The following is a 20,418-nucleotide window of genomic DNA, read 5'->3' as shown; positions in this document are numbered from 1 at the left end:
ATGTGTCGCACAGTCGTTATGTGGTTGCCTGCGCGGCTGCACCTGGCCCCTTTTGCTTGGCCACCGTCAGCGCTCAGCAAACACCCTTGCCCGGTGGATCGCCGCAAGTACCCGCTCCCGAAGCGCATTGCCTCGCTGCATGAACCCGCGCTGCAGCCTCGCGTACTCGCTCTTGCCCTCTGGCGTCTCGATCGCAACTGCTGGCAGCCCGAAGCTCGACACATCGTAGGGTGAGGCCTGCATGTCGACGACTCGAATCTGCATGGCGAGCTCGAACGCGTCGAGCAGTAGCTCACCCGGCACGAGTGGGCCGAGCTTCATGGCCCACTTGTACACGTCCATGCCCGCGTGCAGGCAGCCGGCCTGCTCAAGCTCTGGCTGCGTCTCGCGCGTGGGCTTGATCGTATTGAGCGGAGCCGCTGGCGGCGTGAAAAATCGGTAAGCGTCATAGTGCGTGCACGCGATCGGGTTCGTCTCGACGACGAGATCGGTCGCCGCGGGGTCGAGCCTGAGCGGCAAACCACGATGGCGGATCTCTTCGGGGCTCAACCGATACACCATCGCCCACTCGTGCAGGCCGAAGCACCCGAACGAGGGCGGTCGCTCCATCGTGCGCCGCATGAGGTCGTCGACGTAGTCGACGGTCGCCCCGCGCCGCGCAAGAAACGCGGCAGCGTCGACGGTGAGGCTGGCCGCCTCGGCCCGCGGGCTTGCCGCGCGGGCGTGGGGTGCCACGGGGGAGGGTTCGCGAGGATCCGCTGCGGGTTCAGGCGCAACGACGTAATCGCGCCACTCGCTCCGCGCCTCATCACCCTGAACACCTTCGAGCACGACGCCCGCACCCGGATGCCAGCGCCTCAGTTGCGCGGGTTTCAGGTTGTAGTAGGTGAAGAGGAAGTCTTCGATGGGGTGCTTCTCGCCCGTCTGGCGGCGAGCGCGGTGCCCGGCGGTGAGATGGTTGGCCCGCTCAATGTGCGCCGCCTCGCGGGCACGCCAGGCCTCGGCCGTGAGCACGGTGGGCGCTACGGGCTGCGGGGCGAGAGGGGCGAGAGGGGCGTGGGGCACCCACACATGGTACCGGGCCGCGCTTTGAGCTGGTTGCGCCCGCTATCTTGCCCTGGCGAGGCTGAGCCCAGGCGGTAGGCTGGTCGCATGCGCGGTGAATACCAGACCATCGTGAGCCCCGTGAACACTGAGCTCGAGATTCAGCGTTCGCGCTTTCTCACGCGGCTCGTGCGGGTCGAGAGCGAGCAAGAGGCCAGGGCCGAGATCGCGAGCGTGCAACACGAGCACCCGAAGGCCCGGCACCACTGCACCGCCTTCGTGATCGGCGCGCGCAGTGACGTGCAACGCTCGAACGACGACGGCGAGCCCGCCGGAACCGCCGGCGCCCCCATGCTCGAGGCCCTCAACCAGGCCGAGCTGAGCGACGTCGTCGCGGTCGTGACGCGCTACTTCGGGGGAATCCTCCTGGGGGCCGGTGGCCTCACCCGCGCCTACCGGGCCGCCGTGGCCGAGGCGACGGCGAGCGCCACCCGCCTCACCCGTGCGCTGCGGCACGAGGCCCAGGTGGTCGCGGCCTACGACGCTGCCCCACAGATCGAGGCGTGGGCCAGGCGTCAGGAGCTGACGGTGCTCGGCGCGGAGTACGGGGCCGACGTGACGCTGCACCTCGGGGTCGCCCCTGAGCTCGTCACGGCGCTGTGCGAGATGGCTGCCGAGCTGAGCGGGGGCCAGGCCCGCGTGACGGTCGGCGCTGCCGACTACCTTGACCTCCCCTGAGGCTCCGGGCTCGCGCAACCCGCTTGACCCGGCAAATTGTTTGCACTTTTGCCCGATTTCGGGGCTGTTTTGGGCCAAAATTGCCAACAATTTCGCGGGATGGCGGGCTGGCGGAGCCGGGAGCGCGGGCTGGCGGGGCCGGGAGCACGGGCAGCGCGGAACCAGCCCAGCCGCAACCGGCGCGGATCCGCCAGGAACCGCCCGAGCAGCGCCCGCCCCGGGCCCGCCGTCATACCCTGGTACCGTTTTTCGCGGCGAAAACGGGGGTAAGAGGGTACTCGCGGCTGATCCGCTGCGGGTGTGGGGTCTCGTAGCGTAGGGAGCGTTCAGACAACGACCATGCTCAGCAGAGAGGAAGCGACATGATTGAGACGAACGCCCTCACGAAATCGTACGGGCCGAAGCTTGCCGTCGATCACGTGAATTTCACGGCGAAGCCCGGGGAGGTGACCGGTATTCTCGGGCCGAACGGAGCGGGAAAATCGACCACGATGAGGCTCATCATGGGGCTCGACGCGCCAACTTCGGGCAGCGCGACGATCAGCGGCAAGCCTCTTCGTGACCACGATGCGCCGCTGCACGTCGCTGGAGCCCTGCTTGACGCGAAGGGTGTGCACCCGGGCCGCACGGCCACGAGCCACCTGCAGGCGCTCGCCGCAACGCACGGCATCGGCAACAAGCGCGTGACCGAGGTGCTCGAGCTCACGGGCCTCAGTGAGGTTGCGAAGAAGCGCGTTGGCGGCTTCTCGCTCGGCATGGGGCAGCGGCTCGGTATTGCGGCGGCGCTGCTCGGCGATCCGCAGACCCTCATTCTTGACGAGCCGGTGAACGGCCTCGACCCCGACGGCGTCATGTGGGTGCGAAGCCTGCTGCGTCATCTCGCCTCTGAGGGCCGCACGGTTGTGCTCTCGAGCCACCTCATGAGCGAGATGGCCCAGGTTGCCGACCACGTGGTGGTGTTTGGCAAGGGGCGCATCGTCGCAAACGCGAGTATCGATGAGTTCTTGAACAATGGCGCGACGCGCACGAGCATCGTGACGCCGCAGGCCGAAGAGCTCGCGAGGCTGCTGTCGTCGCCCGAGGTGACGGTGCAGTCGGCCGCGGCTGGTGCGCTGACGGTGACGGGCCTTGACGCCCCCTCGATCGGCGAGATCGCGGCGAAGCACGGCCTCGTGCTGCACGAACTCACCCCGCTCAAGACGAGCCTCGAAGACGCATACATCGAACTCACCCGTGACCACGTCGAGTACCAGACAGGAGCCGCATCATGACGCAGCAAGTTGAACAGACCATTCGCGTGCCGCAGGCGGGGCGCAATACGCTCGGCGGCGTGATTCGCAGTGAGTGGATCAAGCTCATGTCACTGCGCAGCATGCGCATCACGCTGCTGCTCACCTTTCTCGCCGGCGTAGGCATCTCGACGCTCGGTGCGATCGTGATGGTGCAGTATTCAGCTGACATCACCTCGCTTGAAAATGGCGCCACGTACCTCCTGCAGGTGATGCAGCCTCCGATCATGTTTCTCGGGCTGCTCTTTGGCGTGATTGGAGTGTTCGCGATTTCGAGCGAGTACTCGAGCGGCATGATCCTCTCGACGCTCGCGGCAACGCCGAAGCGCGGCCGGGTATTCTCGGCGAAGCTCTTTGTCGTGACCCTCATCTCGCTCATCGCGGCGGTTCTGACGCTTGGTGTCGGGCAGCTCGTCGCGATCATGCTCGCCCCTGAGGCGGTCAAGGGCATCGGCAACGAGCAGTACCTCACCGCGTGGGCTGGCTCGGTCCTGTTTCTCGTCGCGATGACACTCTTCGCCTTTGGCGTTGCGGGCATTCTGCGCAGCACAGCCGGTGGTATCGCGGTTGTCGCGGGCCTCACCTTCGTCGCGCCGATTGCGCTGAGCTTCGCCTCGATGGCCGGTAAAGCGTGGGTCGACTGGATTATGAACCACTTGCAGCTCATGCTCGGCAACGTGCTCTCGATGGGCAACGTCGAGGTCCCGGTAGACATGGGTGGCACGGGCGTGACCTGGGGTGAGGCGGCGGTCTCGATCGTGGCGTGGGCCCTCATCGCGCTCATTCCCGCATGTTTGCTCTTCTTGAAGCGCGACGCAAAGTAAGCTCTGCCCTAGAGGCCTATGCAACACGTAACGCGAACTGCTCCACCTGACGCACCGCGCCCTCCCGGCGTGGTGCGTCGGTGGTTTGCTGCCCACCCCGGCGTCATCGACTGGACGATCACGATTTGCTACCTGTTGGGGTCGGCACTCATGCTCGTTGTCGGGGCGACGGTCGATGTGCGCACCGGCATGCGGGTTCCGTTTCCGCTCGTCGTGATCTTTCACGTTCTGAGCACGGCGGTCATCAGCTACTTCCTGGTGAATCGTCGCAAGATGCACTTCGTGGGCTTCGTCGTTGTCGCCGCGATCTGTTTCTTGCAGCCGGGCAACTCGGCGCAGATCGTGGCCGATTCGACGGCGATGTTCTTTCTGCTCTACGCGGTGCCGGTGTACGGTTCGGTGCGGCTGGGGTGGATCGCATTCGCGGTGGGCGCGGTGCTCAACACTGTCAATAGTTACCTGTGGCGATTTATCGAAGACAGCGTTGCTCTTGAGGTGGCGAGCACGGGCAGCAGCATCGTGTTCATGCTTATCATCGTGCTCATCGGCATCAACATCGGTAACCGACGGCGTTACGTTGAAGCGCTCGTTGACCGCGCCGACATGCTCGAGCGCGACCGCGACCAGCTTGCGCGCATCGCGGTCGCCGAGGAGCGCGAGCGCATTGCCCGTGAGATGCACGACATCGTCGCGCACTCCCTCTCGGTCATGATCGCGCTGTCAGAGGGGGCCTCGCGCAGCGTCGAGCGCGCCCCGGCCAAGGCGAGCGACGCCATGCAGCGCTCTGCCGAGACGGGCCGCACCGCGCTCAGCGAGATGCGCCGTCTGCTCGGCGTACTCAAAGGCCAGAGCGCAGAGGCGCAGGTCGACTTTGCTCCGCAGCCGGGTGTCGGTCACCTACCCAACCTCATCGAGAACTTTCGCCAGGCGGGCCTCGAACTCAAGACGCAAACGACCGGCCAGCCCCCCGGCGATTCGGGCTTCGGGCTCGCCGTATACCGCATCGTGCAAGAGGCACTCACGAACGCGCTGCGCTACGCGGGCATTGGCGCGAAGGTTGACGTCGTGATCAATTATGCTCCCAATCTCACAACGATCACGGTTCGTGACTACGGAAGGGTTGCGAGCGGCTCCCGCTCGATGGACAATCTTGGGAGTGGCAATGGTTTGGTCGGTCTCGCCGAGCGGGCCCGAACGTTCGGTGGTGAGGTGCGCGCAGGTGCCCACCCAGAGGGCGGGTGGATCGTGATCGCGACCCTGCCAATGAGTGGAGTGACATGATGCGAGTAATGCTGGTAGACGACCAGGACCTCATTCGTACGGGGTTTTCTCTCGTGCTCGCGAGCGAAGACGACATCGAGGTTGTCGCTGAGGCCGCGAACGGCAACGAGGCGCTCGCCTGGCTTGCCGAGCACGATGCCGCGGTTGACGTCATTCTCATGGACGTGCGCATGCCCGGCAAAAACGGCATCGAGACCACCACCGAGATCACCGAGCGCTACCCCCGGGTGAAGGTGCTCGTGCTCACGACCTTCGACCTTGACGAGTACGCGATGCTCGCGGTGCAGGCGGGGGCCGCGGGCTTCCTACTCAAAGACGCTCGGCCAACAGAGCTGGTCGATGCGATCCACCGGGTGCATCAGGGCGACTCGGTCATGGCGCCGAGCATGACGAAGCGCATGGTCGAGCGGGTGCTCATGTCGGGCGACAATGCTCCACGTGAAACATCGGCGGTGAAGCCCTCACCCGAGACCGTTGCCGAGCTTGCACAGCTCACCGAGCGCGAGTTCGAGGTGCTGCAGTGCATCGCCGAGGGGCTCAATAACGCCGAGATCTCGCAGCGCATGTTTTTGACCGAATCGACCGTGAAAACGCACGTTGGCCGCGTGTTTCAAAAGCTCGCCGTGCGCGACCGCGTGCACGCCGTGATCTACGCCAAAAGCCTCGGCCTGTAACCCAACGAAGAGGACATTATGACAGAACCGCACAGAATAGAAATCAAGGGGCTCTCGAAGCGCTTCGGCCCCGTGCTCGCCGTGAACGACCTTTCGTTTGTCGCAGAGCCCGGCCGCGTGACCGGCTTTCTCGGCCCCAACGGCTCGGGCAAGACGACCACGCTCTCGATGCTGCTCGGCCTCGCGAAGCCCGACGCCGGAACCGCGACGATCGGCGGCAAGCGATACCAGGATATCGACGACCCGGCCCTCCTGATCGGTTCGTCAATCTCGGCAGAGTTTCACCCGGCGCACACCGGCCGCGCCCACCTCGACATTCAGCGCCGCGCGATCGGCGCACCGGTCTCGCGCATCGACGAGATGCTCGCGCTCACCGGCATCAGCGACGCAGCCGGGCGCAAGGTTGGCGGGTACTCGCTCGGGATGCGCCAGCGACTCGCGCTCGCCGCGGCGCTGCTCGGCGATCCGAAGGTCATCGTGCTCGACGAGCCCATCAACGGCCTCGACCCTGAGGGCATCAGGTGGATCCGCATGTTCCTGCGCCACCTCGCCTCTGAGGGCAAAACCGTGCTGCTCTCGTCTCACCTGCTGAGCGAGGTCGCGCAAACGGTCGACGATGTCGTCGTGATTCGCAAGGGATCGCTCGCATACGCAGGCCCCCTCTCTGGCATTCAGGGCGAACAAACGCAGCCGACCGCGCTCATTGACGCGGCGGATCGCCAGGCTCTCGCCGCCGCTCTCGAAGCAGCCGGGGCTCACGTCGCCGGCATGAGGGGCACCGAGGCGCTCGTCGTCACGGGGCTGGAGGCGGGACAGGCCGGCCAGGTCGCGTTTGCGGCGGGCGTTGCCCTCACACACCTCAGCACACCACGACCCGAGCTCGAAGCGAGCTTCTTGGAACTTACCGGACAGGGGAGCGACGCATGAACCGCCTGACTCGAAGCCTCTCGGCCGAATGGCGCAAGGTTACCGCGACGAAACTGTGGTGGATTCTCGCCCTCGTCATGCTCATCTACGCGGGCATCATGGGCGGCGTGTTCGCCGGTATGTTCGCGTTCGCCGACAACCTCGATACGGGAGGCGCAGGGCTCGGCATGTCACCCGAGCAGATGGGCAAGCTCGTGCTCTCGTCGGTTTCGGGGTTCTGCTACGTGATTCCGCTGCTGCTCGGTGCCATCATGGCGACGGGTGAGCTGCGCCACAAGATTCTCGGCCTCTCGTTCATTGCCGAGCCTAAACGGGGCATCGTGCTTACGGGCAAGGTCATCGTGCTGCTCGTGATCGGTGCGCTGCTCGGCGCCGCGGGGCTCATCGGTGCCGGCGTGATGGCCGCGATCCTCCTGCCAGCCGGGTGGCTCACGACGGCGACCGCCCTGCTCGGGCTGCGCACGCTCGTCGCGATCGGGCTCTGGGCCGTGATCGGCTTTGGCGTCGGCCTGCTCGTGCGCAATCAGGCGGTGACGATCGTGCTCATGCTCGTATTCACGCAGTTCATTGAGCCGACCGTCCGCGCCACGTCGATGATGTGGGAGTGGATGGCGAGCGTCGTGAAGTTCTTGCCGGGTAGCGCGTCTGACGGCTTCGTTGGCGCCTCGATTCTTGGCGGCATGGGGGTGTTCGACTCGTCGATGTCGGGCGCACCATCGTCGGTGCTCGAGGTCGCTCCCGCGTTCTTTGTGCTCGTGGCATACGCGGTCGTTTCGGTGCTCGCCGGTTGGGCGCTGCGCTGGCGCGGTGACGTCGCCTAACGGGCGTAACGTCAGACGCTGCGGCTAGGCTTGACGCATGCACACGGTTGATCGATTTTGGAGCGAGGCGGTAGGGCAAGAGGCCGCTATCGAAACGCTTGAGCACGTCACCTCGCCCGAGGGCGCGAGTGACCTTGCCCATGCGTGGCTCATCACGGGCCCTCCCGGTTCGGGGCGCTCGAATCTTGCATACCGTTTTGCGGCGGCGCTCATTGCCCGCACCCCCGACGAGCGTGAAGAGGTCTACCGACAGGTCAGGGCGCACACGCACCCCGACCTCGAGGTGCTCACGACCGAGGGCTCGATCATTAAGATCGACGACGCGAGGCACGTCGCCTCACGCTCGAACTACGCCCCGACGAACGGCCGGTTTCGCGTGATTCTCGCTGAAGACGCCGATCGTCTGCCCGAGCGCACCTCGAACACCATTCTCAAGGAGCTCGAAGAGCCGCCAGCGACGACGGTGTGGGTACTGTGCGCGCCGAGCGAGGCCGACCTGCTGCCCACGATCAGCTCGCGGGCGCGCTCGCTTCGGCTCGTGACCCCGACGCAGGAGGCGGTCGCCCAGCTGCTCGAAGAGCGCGACAACATCGCGCCTGACGAGGCGGCTAGGGCGGCGCGCCTTGCGCAGAGCCACATCGGCATGGCCAAGAAGCTCGCGACCGACGCCGAGGCGCGCGAACGACGCGAAGACACCCTGCGCACCGTGCTCGCGATCGGCAGCCTGAGCGACGCGATGCGGGCCGCGGGTCGTCTCGCGAAGCTCGCCGAGGCCGACGCCCAGGCGCTCACCGAGAGTCGTGACGAGAAAGAGCGCGAAGAGCTACTGCGCAACCTTGGCCTGGCTCCCGGCGCCGCGATTCCCATGAAACTGCGCGCCCAGTTTCGCGAGCTCGAAGACGATCAGAAGCGCCGCGCGAAGCGCAGCGTGACCGACGGCATCGACCGCATTCTCACCGACATCGGTTCGGTGCTGCGCGACACCGCCCTCGTGGCCCTTGACGCGCAGCAACCCCTCATCAATGAAGAGTTTCGCACCCAAATCGAAGCCCTCGCCGCCAGCATCGGCGCCGAGGGAGTACTCTATAGGCTTGATCGCGTGGCCGCGGCCCGCGAACAGCTGCTCAGAAACGTCTCGGCTGCGCTGGTACTCGAGTCGCTCATGGCCTCTTTTCTTCTCGAGGCCCCTCACCACAGAAAGGACCGTGCGTGAAACGACTCACCGCAGCCCTCGCCACGACGGCAACCCTCACCCTGCTGCTCTCAGCCTGCTCGGGGCTCACCCTGCCCTCGAACAGCGGCTGGCAGCCACCAGAAGTGCAGGTTGACGAGTCGCTTGAAGGCCTCGACCGCTTCACCGAGCAAGAGCCCGAGTGGAAAGACTGCGGCGACGGCTTCGAGTGCACCCGCGTCGGCGCACCCCTCGACTGGAACGACCCCGAGAGCGAAACCATTAGCCTCGCGCTCGTGAAGAAGCCCGCGACCGGCACGAAGCTCGGCACGCTCTTCGTGAACCCCGGCGGCCCCGGCTCAGGTGGCGGCCAGTACGTGCGAGACGGCGTCGACGGTGCCGTTTCGAAGCGCCTGCAGGAGTCATTCGACATCGTCGGCTGGGACCCGCGCGGCGTTGGCAACTCGAGCGCGGTCTATTGCTACAGCGACGAAGAGCTCGACGAGATGCTCTTTGGCGACCCCCGCGAAGACTCAGGGCGTGAACCCGGCAGCGACGAGTGGATCGACGAAGCCCGCGAAGAGGCACGCGATTTCGCCGACGACTGCCTCGAGGGCACGGGCCCACTGCTTGCCCACGTCGACACCCACTCGACCGCTCAAGACCTTGACTTGCTGCGCCACCTCGCCGGCGACGAGAAGCTCAACTACCTCGGCTACTCGTACGGCACCTTTATCGGCACGGTCTACGCCGATATGTTCCCGGAGCGCGCCGGCAAGCTCGTGCTCGACGGTGCGATCGCCCCAGACGTCACCATGCACGAGGTCGTGCTCATGCAGCAGCAGGGCTTCGAACAGGCAATGCGCGCCTACCTCGAGCACTGCCTCGCGGGCGATGACTGCTTCTTCACCGGCACCGTCGACGACGCGATGCTCGAAATCGGCGCCATGCTCGACGAGGTCGACCGCAACCCCATGCAGGCCCCCGACGGCCGCTGGGTCTCGGTCGACACCTTCATGACGGCGATGATCACGGTGCTCTACAGCGAGAGCTCATGGCCGTACCTGCAGGTGCTCTTCGAAGAGGTGAGCGCCGGCGAGACCGACACCGCTCAGCTCATCGCCGACCTCTACTACAGTCGCGAGTACGGCGAATACACCGACAACTCGACCGTCGCCTTCTCGGCGATCAACTGCCTCGACTACCCGCGCGGCGTCTCGGTTGAAGAAATGCGCAAGCAGGCGGCCGAGATCGCCGAGGCCGCCCCCATCTTCGGCAAGTATGCGGGCTACGGCGACATCAGCTGCGAAGAGTGGCCCTTCCCGGGCTTCGACGATCGCGGCCCCATGAACGCCAAGGGCTCTGACCCGATCATGGTGGTCGGCACCACGGGCGACCCCGCGACCCCGTACGCCTGGTCGAAGCGCCTCGCCGACCAGCTCGACGACGCCCGCCTGCTCACCTACAACGGCGAGGGCCACACGGCCTACAACGGTGCGAGCAGCTGCGTGAACGACACGGTCGACGACTACTTCGTGAACGGCACGGTGCCCTCGGGCCCGGTCGACTGCGACTAGCGCGCGCCGCGGCACGGCGCGGGGCAGCGGCGTTGCCGTGTTGCCTCCCGCCGCTGCCCACGCTGAGCTGCACTGCGCCTCTGCGCGGGGCTCACTGCTGCGCTGCTTCACGCCGCTTGCGGCTCGCGGGCGAGGAGGCGGCGCTTGCGCCGCGGCCTTCTTCTGTTGGGTGGATGGCCTTGGGGCGTTGAGCGAGTGCGTTGGCCGGGCGCCTTGGCCGGGTGCGTCGGCCGGGTGCGTCGGCCGGGCACGTTTACTTGACGAAAAGCAGGGTGTTTGGGCTCGATAACCCTGCTTTCTGTCAAGCAGGCGAACGGCGCACGCCCCCGCGCAATCCACTTGACGAAAAGCAGGGTGCTGAAGCGAAAACACCCTGCTTTTCGTCAAGTAGACGAGAAATCAGCGCGCACCAGCCAACCGAGGCCAAACCGGCGCACGCCGCCGCACACCGACACCCGCCACGGCCCCGCCAGCTACTGCGTATGCGAGTCCCACCCACGCAGCTCGTCGAGCTGGCGTCGCTCCCGCTTCGAGGGGCGGCCGGTGCCGGGGTCGCGGATCACCGCGAGTGGCCGCTCGACCTTCGGCGGTGGCGGGGGAGTGAGGTCTTCGTAGTACTTCGCCGCCTCGGTGGCGCTGCCGCGTTTCGTCGCGAGCCCCGTGACCCGGTAGATGCGCTCTGAATTGTGGAGTCTGACTCGCACGACGTCACCCACTCGAACGGGCTGCGCGGGCTTCGCCGGGGCGTCGTTCACGCGCACGTGACCGCCCTTGCAGGCAGCGGTTGCCTGGCTTCGAGTTTTTGCGAGCCGCACGGCCCAAACCCAGCTATCTACGCGAGCCGACACGGAGTTCATATGTGAAGCGTACCGATTTCTTTCTCACGAGCAAATCGTGCTAACGTATTCTTTTGTGCGCAGAAGTTTGTGCACAGGCCGCCTTAGCTCAGTCGGTAGAGCGTTTCACTCGTAATGAAAAGGTCGCGAGTTCGATTCTCGCAGGCGGCTCAGAGAACAAAAGCCCCTTCCACTCTGATCGGTGGGAGGGGCTTTTGCGTAGGTGCTTCGAGCTGGGCATGAAGGTCGCCACCGAACCCACGCTGCGGATCACGCCAGCACCACCCCATCCCCGTTGTCCTTGCGCCAGACGCGGGTCTGTGCGAGCCTGTGGTGAGAGCGTCACGCGGTCGTGATACGGCTTGTCAGGGCTCGTGGCCTCAGGAAGCGCGGGGGTTTCCCGCGGCGTAATGAGAGGCCGGGAGAGCAATGTCCAGTGAAATTACGACCAACCGAGAGCTCGCGAAGAAGATGCGCAACTGGGCGATTGGCCTGCTCGTTGGCGGGGTCATCGCGCTCTTGCTCATGAACGAGGTGCTCTTTTCGTTCGCGCCCCAGAATCAGCTGCTGTTTGCCCTCGTGCAATGGTTCGTGAAGCTGTTGGGTTTCTTCGGGTTGCCGCTCGCGGCGAGCCTTATTGCGGGCTCCATCGTGGTGGGCAGGCTGCCAGAGCAAGCAGCGTAGTAGGTCTCACGCCAGGGGCGCGCTCACGAATTCGGGGTTGTCCCACTGGGCCGGGCGGCCCAGCGTCGCGCTTTCGAGTGAGACGGCGGGACCAGCGGGATCCGCCGTAATATCTGCCACGCACACGAGCAGCGACGCGGTCGGGAAGCCGTGCGCGGTGTTGTCGCGAATGATGGCCCGGTCGTCGTCGATCGGGAGCTGCGCAGAGGTGGCGAGCAGGGCGATCCACTCGTCGCGCCAGTGTTCGGGGGCGGCGTGAGTGAGCTCGCGAAAGCGGGGCAGCCACGCAGCAATGCGGGCGGTGTCGGGGTCGTCGACGTCGTCGTGGGCGAGCATGTGCACGCCGGGGGCGAGGGTTTCGCGGGCGAGGGCTGAGCCGTCCCAGCGGATGACCGTGACGGTGGACCCCTCGACCGTGACGAGGTTGAAGGGAGCCGTCTCGGGGTTGGCGCCGGGCTCAGACCCCTGCGCGGCATTGAGCACGATCCCTCCGCGCGAGCGTGGCCAAGCGCGGGTGGGAAATCCTGGGTGCTCCCCGGGCTCGGCGCGGTTGAGAATGACCGAGAGCTTGTCGTCTTGTGTTGCGAGCCACGCTCCGCCTGCTCGGCGATCGCGTACCCCGGTGAGGCCTGGAAGTTCTGGCCACCACTCGCCTGGAGCGTCCCAGGCGCGGGCCGGGTCTTCGTCGCGAATCGCGAGCAGCCGAACCGGGCCTGACGTGGTCTCTGGAACCTGAACGATGACGGTGCACATACCCTCGATCGTAACCGCTTCTCGATGGGTGATCACCCGCCGGGCAGCTTCGGGTGCAATGATGAGAGTATGAAAATCGTGGTGGGAGTCACAGGCGGCATCGCGGCCTACAAAACGGTGCATCTCGTGCGGCTTATGGTCAAGGCGGGGCACACGGTCACGGTGGTGCCGACCGAGAACGCGCTCGAGTTTGTTGGCAAGCCGACGTGGGAGGCGCTGAGCCGCAATCCCGTCACGACGAGCGTGCATGAAGACGTGCCCGAGGTGCGGCACGTGCGGCTGGGGCAGGAGGCCGACCTCATCGTGGTTGCTCCCGCCACGGCGAACACGCTCGCAAAGATGGCGGCGGGCATTGCCGATGACCTGCTCGGCACCACGCTCATCGCTTCGAAGGCTCCCGTGCTCGTGGCCCCCGCGATGCACACTGAGATGTGGCAGCACGCATCGACCCAGGCGAATGTGCACACGCTGCGCGAGCGTGGCGTGCACTTCGTGGGGCCTGAGGCGGGCGAACTCACCGGGACCGACAGCGGGCTCGGCCGTATGACCGAACCCGAGCAGATTTTTGAGCGGGCGATGGCGCTCAGCTCGGTCGCGCAAGACCTCACCGGCTGTCGCGTGCTCGTGACCGCGGGCGGTACCCGCGAGCCGATCGATCCGGTGCGCTTTATCGGCAATCGGTCGAGCGGCAGGCAGGGCATCGAGGTCGCGGCTGAGGCGGCGCGGCGCGGTGCTGCGGTGACGCTCATCGCGGCGAACATCGAGCAGCGGCTGCTTGAGGGGTTGGCTTCGTCGATCGAGGTTTCGCGCGTGGGCTCGACCGCCGAGCTTGAGGCCGCGGTGCACCTGCTCGCCGCGAGCGCCGACGCGATCGTTATGGCCGCGGCCGTGTCAGATTACCGCGTGGCCGAGGTTGCCGATGGCAAGCTTCGCAAGGCGGATCAGGGCGAGTCTCTGCACCTGAATCTCGTCGAAAATCCCGATATTCTGCGGGGCCTCGTCGACGCCAGGGGCTCATCGAATCTGGCGAAGCCCGTGCTCGTTGGCTTTGCGGCTGAGACGGTCGCGAATGATGAAGAACTGCTCGAGCGGGGCCGTGCGAAGCTTGCGCGCAAGGGCTGCGATCTGCTCGCGGTGAACGCGGTCGGGTGGAGCCAGGGCTTTGAGAAGGAGCACAACCACCTGTGGTTGCTCGAAGCGGGAGGCTCACTCGTGGGTCAGGCCGAGGGCTCGAAGGGCGAGACCGCTCGCGCGCTCGTTGACGCCCTGGTGCCGCTCGTCGAGGGGCTGAAGGCGTAGCTACGCTCTGAGCCGGCCAGCCTCGAGGCGCCGCTCACGGGCGACGCCAGCCCACGCGCCGAGCACCAGCCCAAGAACCGCCGCTGCGAGGGCAAGCGTGAGTGCTGCCGGAAGGGCGCTCGTGTACGAGAGCGTCACGAGCACCCAGCAGGCGATCGTGCCAGCCCACGAAAATGGAAGCGCGCGCCGGTGCACGCGTCGCCAGGCCTCGGGGCTCGCGAGCGATCTACTCACCCTGATGCCGAGCAGTCGGTTTGGGCCAACAAGGCCCGCCGCTGGCAGCTGCACCGATGCGAGCGCGATGAGGCTTAAGACGATCGTGACGATGGCCATGGGGCCACCGTAGCGAGAACTGCGCGCGTTGACCAGGGTTCCAACCCTTCCACTGTGCTGGGCTGCATCGCCAAGCTGCCAGCCTGCCCGCTCGGCGCGTGACCCGGTGTGGCTCACGGTGTGACGCCTGGACCTGCGCGGCCCACGGCGCGACGCCATATGGCACCCAGGTGCAACGCCTGCGCGTGACCTTCATACCCTGGCCCGATGTGGGTGGCGGCCTCTCTGGCCAGAGTAGAAGTATGAAAGCAACGTCACACAAAACCGGTTCTGTCGCGCTCGCAATCGTTGGTGCGGCCATCGGCGTTACCGTTCTCGCAAGCTGCTCGCTCGCCGAGGCGGCCCTGTCGCCGCTCAAGCAAGACGCCTGGAGCGTCACCTACGAAATCAGCGTCGAGGGGCAGAACGAGCCGAGCTCGGCCGAGGTCTCGTACGCAAACCAGGAGAAGCGCGGCAAGGCACCCAAGATGGGAAAGGCCGAGAGCGTGCGAGTGCAGCCCGTGGCGCCCGGCTGGAGTACCGATGCGATCATCGACACGACCAAGACGGCGACCGTGCGCGCCGTGCCCGAAGCGGGGCTCGTGGCCCACTGCCGCATTTTGCTCGACGGCGAAAATGAGATTGCCTCGGCTTACGGCCTCCCGGGCGAAGAGGTCGAGTGCAGCGTCGAGACCCCCGAGTTCGATTAACAGGGTGCGGATCGGCTCCGCGGTCTTGCGCGACGCCGAGTGAGCATCGTTTCGTCGAGTGAGCATCCAAATCGCGTCGATTCCATGTGCTTTCGGCGAAGCGATGCTCACTCGGCGACATGGGTGCGTTGGCAGGGGCGTGCGCGGGGTGATCCGCCGCGAATGTGTCAGTGGTGAGGGCTACACTCAAAGCAATCAGCCGAGAGAATAAGGTCACGTTTGCTCACGCAGTTTGCGCCCCGATTGCGGGGTCCCGCCTTCGGCATCGCGCTCGCGGTGCTGGTCTCGCGGCTGCTCGGCTTCGTGAAGGTCGTCGTGCTCGTCGCGGTCATTGGCGGCACGGCGGCGCACGTTGGCGGCCAAGCGTTCGAGGTCGCGAGCTCGGTGCCGCAGTACGTGTTCACGCTCATCTCGAGCGGGGTGCTCGGCGCGGTGCTCTTGCCGAGCCTCGTGAGGGCGATGCAGCAGGGCGAGCAGGGGCAGCGGTTCGTCAACCAGCTCTTCACGATCGCGCTGTGGGGCGGCCTCGCGGTTACGGCGCTGCTCATGATCGGTGCGCCGCTGCTCGTGAACCTCTACGCCTACCAGTGGAGCCCCGCGTGGAAGGGGCTCACGGTACAGATGATGTACTGGTGCATTCCACAGCTGTTCTTTCTCATCGTGTTTGCGGTGCTCTCGCAGGTGCTCAATGCCAACAAACGCTTTCAGGCTGCGGCGTGGGCGCCCGCCTGCTCGAACCTCGTCGGCATCGCTGGGCTGCTGGTCTTTGCCTGGCTGCTGCCCTCAGGCCTCGGGCCAGTCGAGAGCTGGAGCCCCACGATGGTCGCCGTGCTGTGCGGGTCAGCGACGCTCGCGACCGCCGTGCAAACCGCGATACTCATCATCGCGACCGCGCGCTCGGGCATTCGCTTGCGATTGCGTTTCTCGGTCTCAGGCATGCGGCTCGTCTCAGAGCTCGCGGGGTGGACCTTCGCCGGGGCGATCTTCGGCCAGGTCGCGACCATCACGATCGCTAACGTGGCAAACGCCGCGGGCGAGGCCATCAACCTCGCGGGCGCCGACGGTGCGAGCTTCAACACGCTCGCGACGGCAACGCTCATCGTGCTCGTGCCGCACGGGGTGTTCACGGTCGCGCTCGTGACCAGCGCGTTTCCCGACATCGCCCTGAACGCTTCGACGCCGAACGATCCACGATTCATCGACGGGGCGGCCTCGGTGAGCCGCAAGATCAACAGCCTCATGCTCTTCGCCGTCGTCGTGATCGTGCTGACGGCGCCAACCCTCTCGCTCATCGCCTGGGGCACCCCGCACGTCGGCACCGTCGCCCAGATACTCGCCGTCGGGGTGCTCGCCATCAGCCAGACCTACCTGCTCAACCGCGTGAGCCTCGCCCGCAACAACGCAAAGGCGCCGTTCTACGCCCAACTCACGGTCGCCTCGGTCACCGTCACCGGAACGCTCATCGCCTCGCTCGCCCTGCCCTCGCACCTCGTGGTTCCGGCAATTGCCGCGACCATTGCCCTCGCGAACATTGCTGGGTGGATCGCCAGCAGCTTCCACCTGCGCTTCGTCTCAAAAGTCACTTACCCGACGATGCTGCCCCTCAGCGATTGGCCGCCCGTCGCCGCCGCCCTCATCACGCTCGTGAGCTTCTCCCTGTGGGGCGTAACCATCTTGCGTGACGCCCCGCGCATTGTGCCGCTGCTCATCTTCTGCGCGGCAGCCACGCTCTGCTACTTCTCGTGCCTCGCCGGCGGGCGTGCGCTCCAGCGGCACTGGCGCGCGGCGGAGGCGTAGCTCGCCGACCATCCTCCGCCGCCGAGCGGGCGTGGGTGCGCCGACTGAGCATTGTTTCGCCGACTGAGTATCGAATCGACGCGTTTTCATGTTCAGCCGGCGAACGCATACTCACTGAGCGAACCCTAGTTCTTGAGGAGCCGCCGGGCCTTCCTAGCTTTGGTAGCTACCCAGGAAATAATTTTGTTTCCCGCTAGGCGGAAACTATTGCCAAATGGTGGGAAGAGTTTGTTAATTTTCCTGTATTCAGTCAAAGGCGATGGAGGGGAAATGCAAACTGCTCATCTCAGAGGTCATAGTGTTGACCTCGCGATTATCGGGGCCGGAATCGTCGGCACGTCAATCGCGGTGGCCGCGGCTCAACGTGGCTTGAGCGTTGCCGTCATCGACGCGAACCCCACGCCGGGGTTTGGGTCGACGAGCGCTTCGGCTGGAATCGTTCGTGTTCATGCCGGTGACTTTGCAAGCAGTCTTATGTCGCATGAGTCAGTATTTGCGTGGAAGAACTGGCGCGATTTTGTTGGGGTTCCTGCGAGTGAAGCTGCTGCTGAGTTTGTCCAATGTGGCACGTTCATTCTTGAAGACCACAACGAGACCCTCGATAAGTATGCTGCGGTGCTCGAAGCAAATGGCATTGGCTTTTCGTTCCTTGGCCACGATACGTTGCAAGAAGAACTGCCATGGGCAGACCTTGAGAAGTTCGGGCCGCCGGCTCACCCCGACTCCGAAGAGTTTTGGAAAGAACCCGACGGCCTGATCGAACGGGCGTTGCATACCGCGAGCTCAGGGTACGTTGCTGACCCCGCTCTCGCAGCACAGAATCTTGCGCAAAAAGCTCGCAGGCTTGGCGCACACTTTGTTATGGGGCAACGCGTTGTGGGCGCTTCTCGCGGTGCAGGTGGAAACTGGCAGTTGACCTTACAGGATGGCAATGTGCTCGAGTCGGCGAACGTCGTTAATGCGGCTGGACCCGCCTCGATAGAAGTTAACCGGCTTCTGGGCGTGGGTAATGACTTTACTGTTGGGCAGCGCATTATTCGCCAAGAGCTACACCATGTAACGGCCTCTGAAGAAATCAAAAACCCGGCCCATATTGTTGACGGTGACCTTGGTATTAACTTTCGGCCAGAGGGCAAAGATGGGTTCATGGTCGGTTCATCGGGAGACCCGGTTGACGGTGAAGAGCTCATTTCTGACTCAAATAAATATCGGAGCGATGCAACTCGCGATGGTTGGTATCGCCAGGCCGGGCGAGCTGCAAGACGCATTCCTTCGCTTGCGCTTACAGCGATTCCTAAGGGCGTTGCCGGTCTCTATGACGTCACTGATGACTGGCTACCGATTTTTGATAAGACTGATCAGCCAGGTGTCTTCATAGCGATCGGTACGAGCGGAAACCAATTTAAAACGGCTCCGGTCGCTGGTGATTTTCTGGTTGACCTGGTCGTTGCTCAGATGAACGGGGTGAACACCGACGAGCACCCACTCGAGGTGCATCTTAAAGAAGCTGGCCAGAGTATTCAGACTTCAGTTTTCTCACGCTTACGCACGGTGAACGATGGAGGTATGCGCGGATGAGCGAACAACAGAGGCAGACAGATATTGATCTGGTGCTGCGTACTTTTTGGGCTGACGGGGTGCCAAAGAACTTCGTGAACGGCGGCTGGGTTGAACCCGTTGAGAATAAACCGGTGTTTAATCCTTCGACGGGTCTTGAATTCACCTCGGCTCCTGAGAGCAACCGAGAAGAGATCGGCGTTGCGGTTGATGCGGCTCTGGTTGCTCAGCGCGAGTGGCGGGCCCGTACTCCTTCGGAACGAGCACTCGTGTTTTCGCAAGTACGCGAGAAATTCTCGGCGCTAGCTGAAGATTTTGCTTTTCTTGAATCTGTTGATAGCGGTAACCCGCTTGCTTCAACTCGTCGGGATGTCGGGCTCGCCTTGAAATACCTCGCTGAGTGGCCAGGCACTGCTGCTGCACAACACGGACGTTTTACGAAGCCTCACCGTGACGGTTTTTCGCTCATCTCAGCAGAGCCATATGGTGTTGTGGGAAAAATTATTGCGTACAATCACCCGTTGCTTTTCGCTCTTGCAGGGGCCATTTTTCCGCTCATGGCGGGTAATGGGCTCGTGATTAAAACCTCTGCACAGACGCCGCTTTCGACACTCGCGCTCGGTGCAGTGTTGAAAGGAACGCTGCCTGATGGGCTGGTCAATATTCTTGGTGGAGGCGCTGAAGCAGGAGATGCATTGGTGACCCATCCTGAAGTGAAGCGTATCGCTTTTACCGGCAGTGATAGAACCGCGCTTGCGATTCAAGAACGGCTTTCGACGAGCGGCACTGTGAAGCACTTTAGCGCGGAACTCGGTGGCAAGAACCCGTTTGTGATGTTTGATGATTGCGATGTCGCTGAGGCAACTGAGGCAGCCTTTGCCGGGCTGAGCTTCACGGTGAGCGCAGGCCAAAGCTGCCAGTCGACCGCCAAAATTCTCGTTCAACAAACGATCTTCGCTGAGGTCGTCACTGCGCTAAGCCGCAAAATGGAGGGGCTTCGTGTCGGGCCGGCGTATGAAGAGAACACTGAAATGGGGCCAGTCGTCTCACTCGAGCACCTTCGAACGGTGCGCGGCATGATTGACCAGGCCGTTCACGAGGGTGCAACGCTGGTGGCCGGTGGGTCAGGTTCCGAAGATAAAGCGACGGGAGAGGGCTCGCAAGAACAACATGCCGGGGGCTACTACCTCAAACCCACTTTGCTAACCGGTGTGACCGAGCAGATGAGTTTGTTCTCTCAAGAGGTGTTTGGACCCGTTGCCATTGTGATGCCGTTTGCAGATGAGGCCGAGGCTGTGCGGCTTGCCAACGAGACGGAGTATGGTCTTTCAGCGGCTGTATGGACCCATGATCTTGATCGGGCGCTGCGAGTCTCTGAATCGATACAGGCCGGATATATCTGGGTGAACGATGCTAATCGGCACTATCCTGGCTCACCGTTCGGCGGTATGGGCAAGAGCGGTGTCGGCCGAGAAGAGTCGGCTGACGAACTCGCGAGCTTCGTTGAACTGAAATCGGTGAATATCAAGGTGCGTGCGTCATGACGAACCGCATTGTTGTTGGTATCAGTGGTGCGAGCGGCGTTCAGTACGGGGTGAGGCTGCTTGAGGTCCTTCGTGAGCTTGAGATTGAGTCGCACCTCGTGATTTCCAAAATGGCCGAGCTGACGCTTTCATATGAGCTTGATATGACCGCGAAAGAGGTGAAAAACCTCGCGAGTTACGTCCACTCCCCGAGAGACATGGCTGCGAGTATCGCATCAGGGTCGTTTCAGACCCGGGGAATGGTCGTGGCCCCGTGCTCGGCGCGATCAATCGCAGACATCGCGAACGGTGGGGGAACAACACTCCTCGCGAGGGCCGCCGATGTGACGTTGAAAGAACGGAGGCCGCTTGTGCTCCTGCTGCGCGAGTCACCGCTCAACCTGATTCACATCAGAAATATGGAGACCGTGACACTCGCAGGCGCAACGGTGTGCCTCCCGGTGCCAGCGTTCTATAACAGGCCGACCAGCATCGACGAGGTCATCGACGAAGGGGTGGGCAGAATGCTCGACCAGTTCGGTATCGAGACAACCCTGGTGACACGGTGGACCGAATAAATGATCTTCACACTTCAGAAAGG

Annotated in this window: 20 protein-coding genes and 1 tRNA gene; 17 read left to right on the top strand and 4 right to left on the bottom strand. The window is 64.2% G+C overall.

The genetic code is table 11. From position 1 onward, the window contains the following. Nucleotides 1-66: 66 nt before the first annotated feature. Complete coding sequence (locus JSO19_RS05045; protein WP_442915673.1) at nt 67-1,065, bottom strand: 3-methyladenine DNA glycosylase; 999 nt, start codon at nt 1,063-1,065, stop codon at nt 67-69. A gap of 87 nt (nt 1,066-1,152) precedes the next feature. On the opposite strand from JSO19_RS05045, the gene JSO19_RS05040 reads away from it, so the two are divergent. The 9 genes from JSO19_RS05040 (at nt 1,153) to JSO19_RS05000 (ending at nt 10,346) form a co-directional block, all read left to right on the top strand. Next, nucleotides 1,153-1,782 carry a YigZ family protein gene (locus JSO19_RS05040; protein WP_270910183.1) on the top strand — a complete coding sequence of 210 codons (630 nt, stop codon included), beginning with the start codon at nt 1,153-1,155 and terminating at the stop codon, nt 1,780-1,782. 362 nt (nt 1,783-2,144) lie between these two features. Continuing rightward, nucleotides 2,145-3,053: an ABC transporter ATP-binding protein gene (locus JSO19_RS05035; protein WP_270910181.1), complete on the top strand. Its 909-nt coding sequence runs from the start codon at nt 2,145-2,147 to the stop codon at nt 3,051-3,053. Further along, entirely contained in the window at nt 3,050-3,895 is an 846-nt protein-coding gene (locus JSO19_RS05030; protein WP_270910179.1) for an ABC transporter permease subunit, read from the top strand. Before JSO19_RS05035 ends, JSO19_RS05030 begins: the two co-directional genes overlap by 4 nt. 69 nt (nt 3,896-3,964) lie before the next feature. After that, nucleotides 3,965-5,176 carry a sensor histidine kinase gene (locus JSO19_RS05025; protein ID WP_270910177.1) on the top strand — a complete coding sequence of 404 codons (1,212 nt, stop codon included), beginning with the start codon at nt 3,965-3,967 and terminating at the stop codon, nt 5,174-5,176. Further along, nucleotides 5,173-5,850: a response regulator transcription factor gene (locus JSO19_RS05020; RefSeq protein ID WP_270910175.1), complete on the top strand. Its 678-nt coding sequence runs from the start codon at nt 5,173-5,175 to the stop codon at nt 5,848-5,850. The genes JSO19_RS05025 and JSO19_RS05020 overlap by 4 nt, the downstream gene beginning before the upstream one ends. An 18-nt stretch (nt 5,851-5,868) precedes the next feature. Next, nucleotides 5,869-6,777 (top strand): ATP-binding cassette domain-containing protein, encoded by a 909-nt coding sequence (locus tag JSO19_RS05015; RefSeq protein WP_270910174.1) that lies wholly within the window; start codon nt 5,869-5,871, stop codon nt 6,775-6,777. Then, nucleotides 6,774-7,598, top strand: coding sequence for an ABC transporter permease (locus tag JSO19_RS05010; protein ID WP_270910173.1), 825 nt, complete (start codon nt 6,774-6,776; stop codon nt 7,596-7,598). Before JSO19_RS05015 ends, JSO19_RS05010 begins: the two co-directional genes overlap by 4 nt. 37 nt (nt 7,599-7,635) lie before the next feature. After that, entirely contained in the window at nt 7,636-8,811 is a 1,176-nt protein-coding gene (locus JSO19_RS05005; protein ID WP_270910171.1) for a DNA polymerase III subunit delta', read from the top strand. Beyond that, a complete protein-coding gene (locus JSO19_RS05000) occupies nt 8,808-10,346 on the top strand; it encodes an alpha/beta hydrolase (RefSeq protein WP_270910170.1) in 1,539 nt (512 codons plus the stop codon). Before JSO19_RS05005 ends, JSO19_RS05000 begins: the two co-directional genes overlap by 4 nt. Nucleotides 10,347-10,819: 473 nt before the next feature. Here JSO19_RS05000 and JSO19_RS04995 read toward each other — a convergent pair whose 3' ends face one another. Beyond that, nucleotides 10,820-11,203 (bottom strand): RNA-binding S4 domain-containing protein, encoded by a 384-nt coding sequence (locus JSO19_RS04995; RefSeq protein ID WP_217135819.1) that lies wholly within the window; start codon nt 11,201-11,203, stop codon nt 10,820-10,822. 77 nt (nt 11,204-11,280) lie between these two features. Here JSO19_RS04995 and JSO19_RS04990 point away from each other — a divergent pair. Both JSO19_RS04990 and JSO19_RS04985 read left to right on the top strand, forming a co-directional pair. Next, a tRNA-Thr gene (locus tag JSO19_RS04990) sits at nt 11,281-11,353 on the top strand. 258 nt (nt 11,354-11,611) lie between these two features. Then, a complete protein-coding gene (locus JSO19_RS04985; RefSeq protein ID WP_270910168.1) occupies nt 11,612-11,866 on the top strand; it encodes a hypothetical protein in 255 nt (84 codons plus the stop codon). Between the two features lie 6 nt (nt 11,867-11,872). Here JSO19_RS04985 and JSO19_RS04980 read toward each other — a convergent pair whose 3' ends face one another. Then, nucleotides 11,873-12,619 carry an NRDE family protein gene (locus tag JSO19_RS04980; protein ID WP_270910167.1) on the bottom strand — a complete coding sequence of 249 codons (747 nt, stop codon included), beginning with the start codon at nt 12,617-12,619 and terminating at the stop codon, nt 11,873-11,875. 69 nt (nt 12,620-12,688) lie between these two features. Here JSO19_RS04980 and coaBC point away from each other — a divergent pair, with 69 nt between their 5' ends. After that, nucleotides 12,689-13,918: a bifunctional phosphopantothenoylcysteine decarboxylase/phosphopantothenate--cysteine ligase CoaBC gene (coaBC, locus tag JSO19_RS04975; protein WP_270910166.1), complete on the top strand. Its 1,230-nt coding sequence runs from the start codon at nt 12,689-12,691 to the stop codon at nt 13,916-13,918. Here coaBC and JSO19_RS04970 read toward each other — a convergent pair whose 3' ends face one another. Beyond that, nucleotides 13,919-14,368, bottom strand: coding sequence for an SdpI family protein (locus JSO19_RS04970; RefSeq protein ID WP_270910165.1), 450 nt, complete (start codon nt 14,366-14,368; stop codon nt 13,919-13,921). Between the two features lie 125 nt (nt 14,369-14,493). Between JSO19_RS04970 and JSO19_RS04965 the strand changes: the two genes are divergently transcribed. The 5 genes from JSO19_RS04965 (at nt 14,494) to JSO19_RS04945 (ending at nt 20,395) form a co-directional block, all read left to right on the top strand. Continuing rightward, a complete protein-coding gene (locus tag JSO19_RS04965) occupies nt 14,494-14,940 on the top strand; it encodes a hypothetical protein (protein WP_270910164.1) in 447 nt (148 codons plus the stop codon). A 219-nt stretch (nt 14,941-15,159) separates the two neighbouring features. Next, on the top strand, nt 15,160-16,737 hold the full coding sequence (murJ, locus tag JSO19_RS04960; protein WP_270910163.1) for a murein biosynthesis integral membrane protein MurJ: 1,578 nt from the start codon (nt 15,160-15,162) through the stop codon (nt 16,735-16,737). 207 nt (nt 16,738-16,944) lie between these two features. Then, on the top strand, nt 16,945-18,315 hold the full coding sequence (locus JSO19_RS04955; protein ID WP_270910162.1) for an NAD(P)/FAD-dependent oxidoreductase: 1,371 nt from the start codon (nt 16,945-16,947) through the stop codon (nt 18,313-18,315). Next, nucleotides 18,312-19,838: an aldehyde dehydrogenase family protein gene (locus JSO19_RS04950; protein WP_270910161.1), complete on the top strand. Its 1,527-nt coding sequence runs from the start codon at nt 18,312-18,314 to the stop codon at nt 19,836-19,838. The genes JSO19_RS04955 and JSO19_RS04950 overlap by 4 nt, the downstream gene beginning before the upstream one ends. Then, nucleotides 19,835-20,395 carry a UbiX family flavin prenyltransferase gene (locus tag JSO19_RS04945; RefSeq protein ID WP_270910160.1) on the top strand — a complete coding sequence of 187 codons (561 nt, stop codon included), beginning with the start codon at nt 19,835-19,837 and terminating at the stop codon, nt 20,393-20,395. The genes JSO19_RS04950 and JSO19_RS04945 overlap by 4 nt, the downstream gene beginning before the upstream one ends. Nucleotides 20,396-20,418 lie beyond the last annotated feature (23 nt).

The organism is Leucobacter sp. UCMA 4100 (genome assembly GCF_027853335.1).
GTDB lineage: Bacteria > Actinomycetota > Actinomycetes > Actinomycetales > Microbacteriaceae > Leucobacter_A.
Note: the sequence above shows the minus strand (reverse complement) of the source record. Positions and strands in the feature narration are given on the sequence as shown.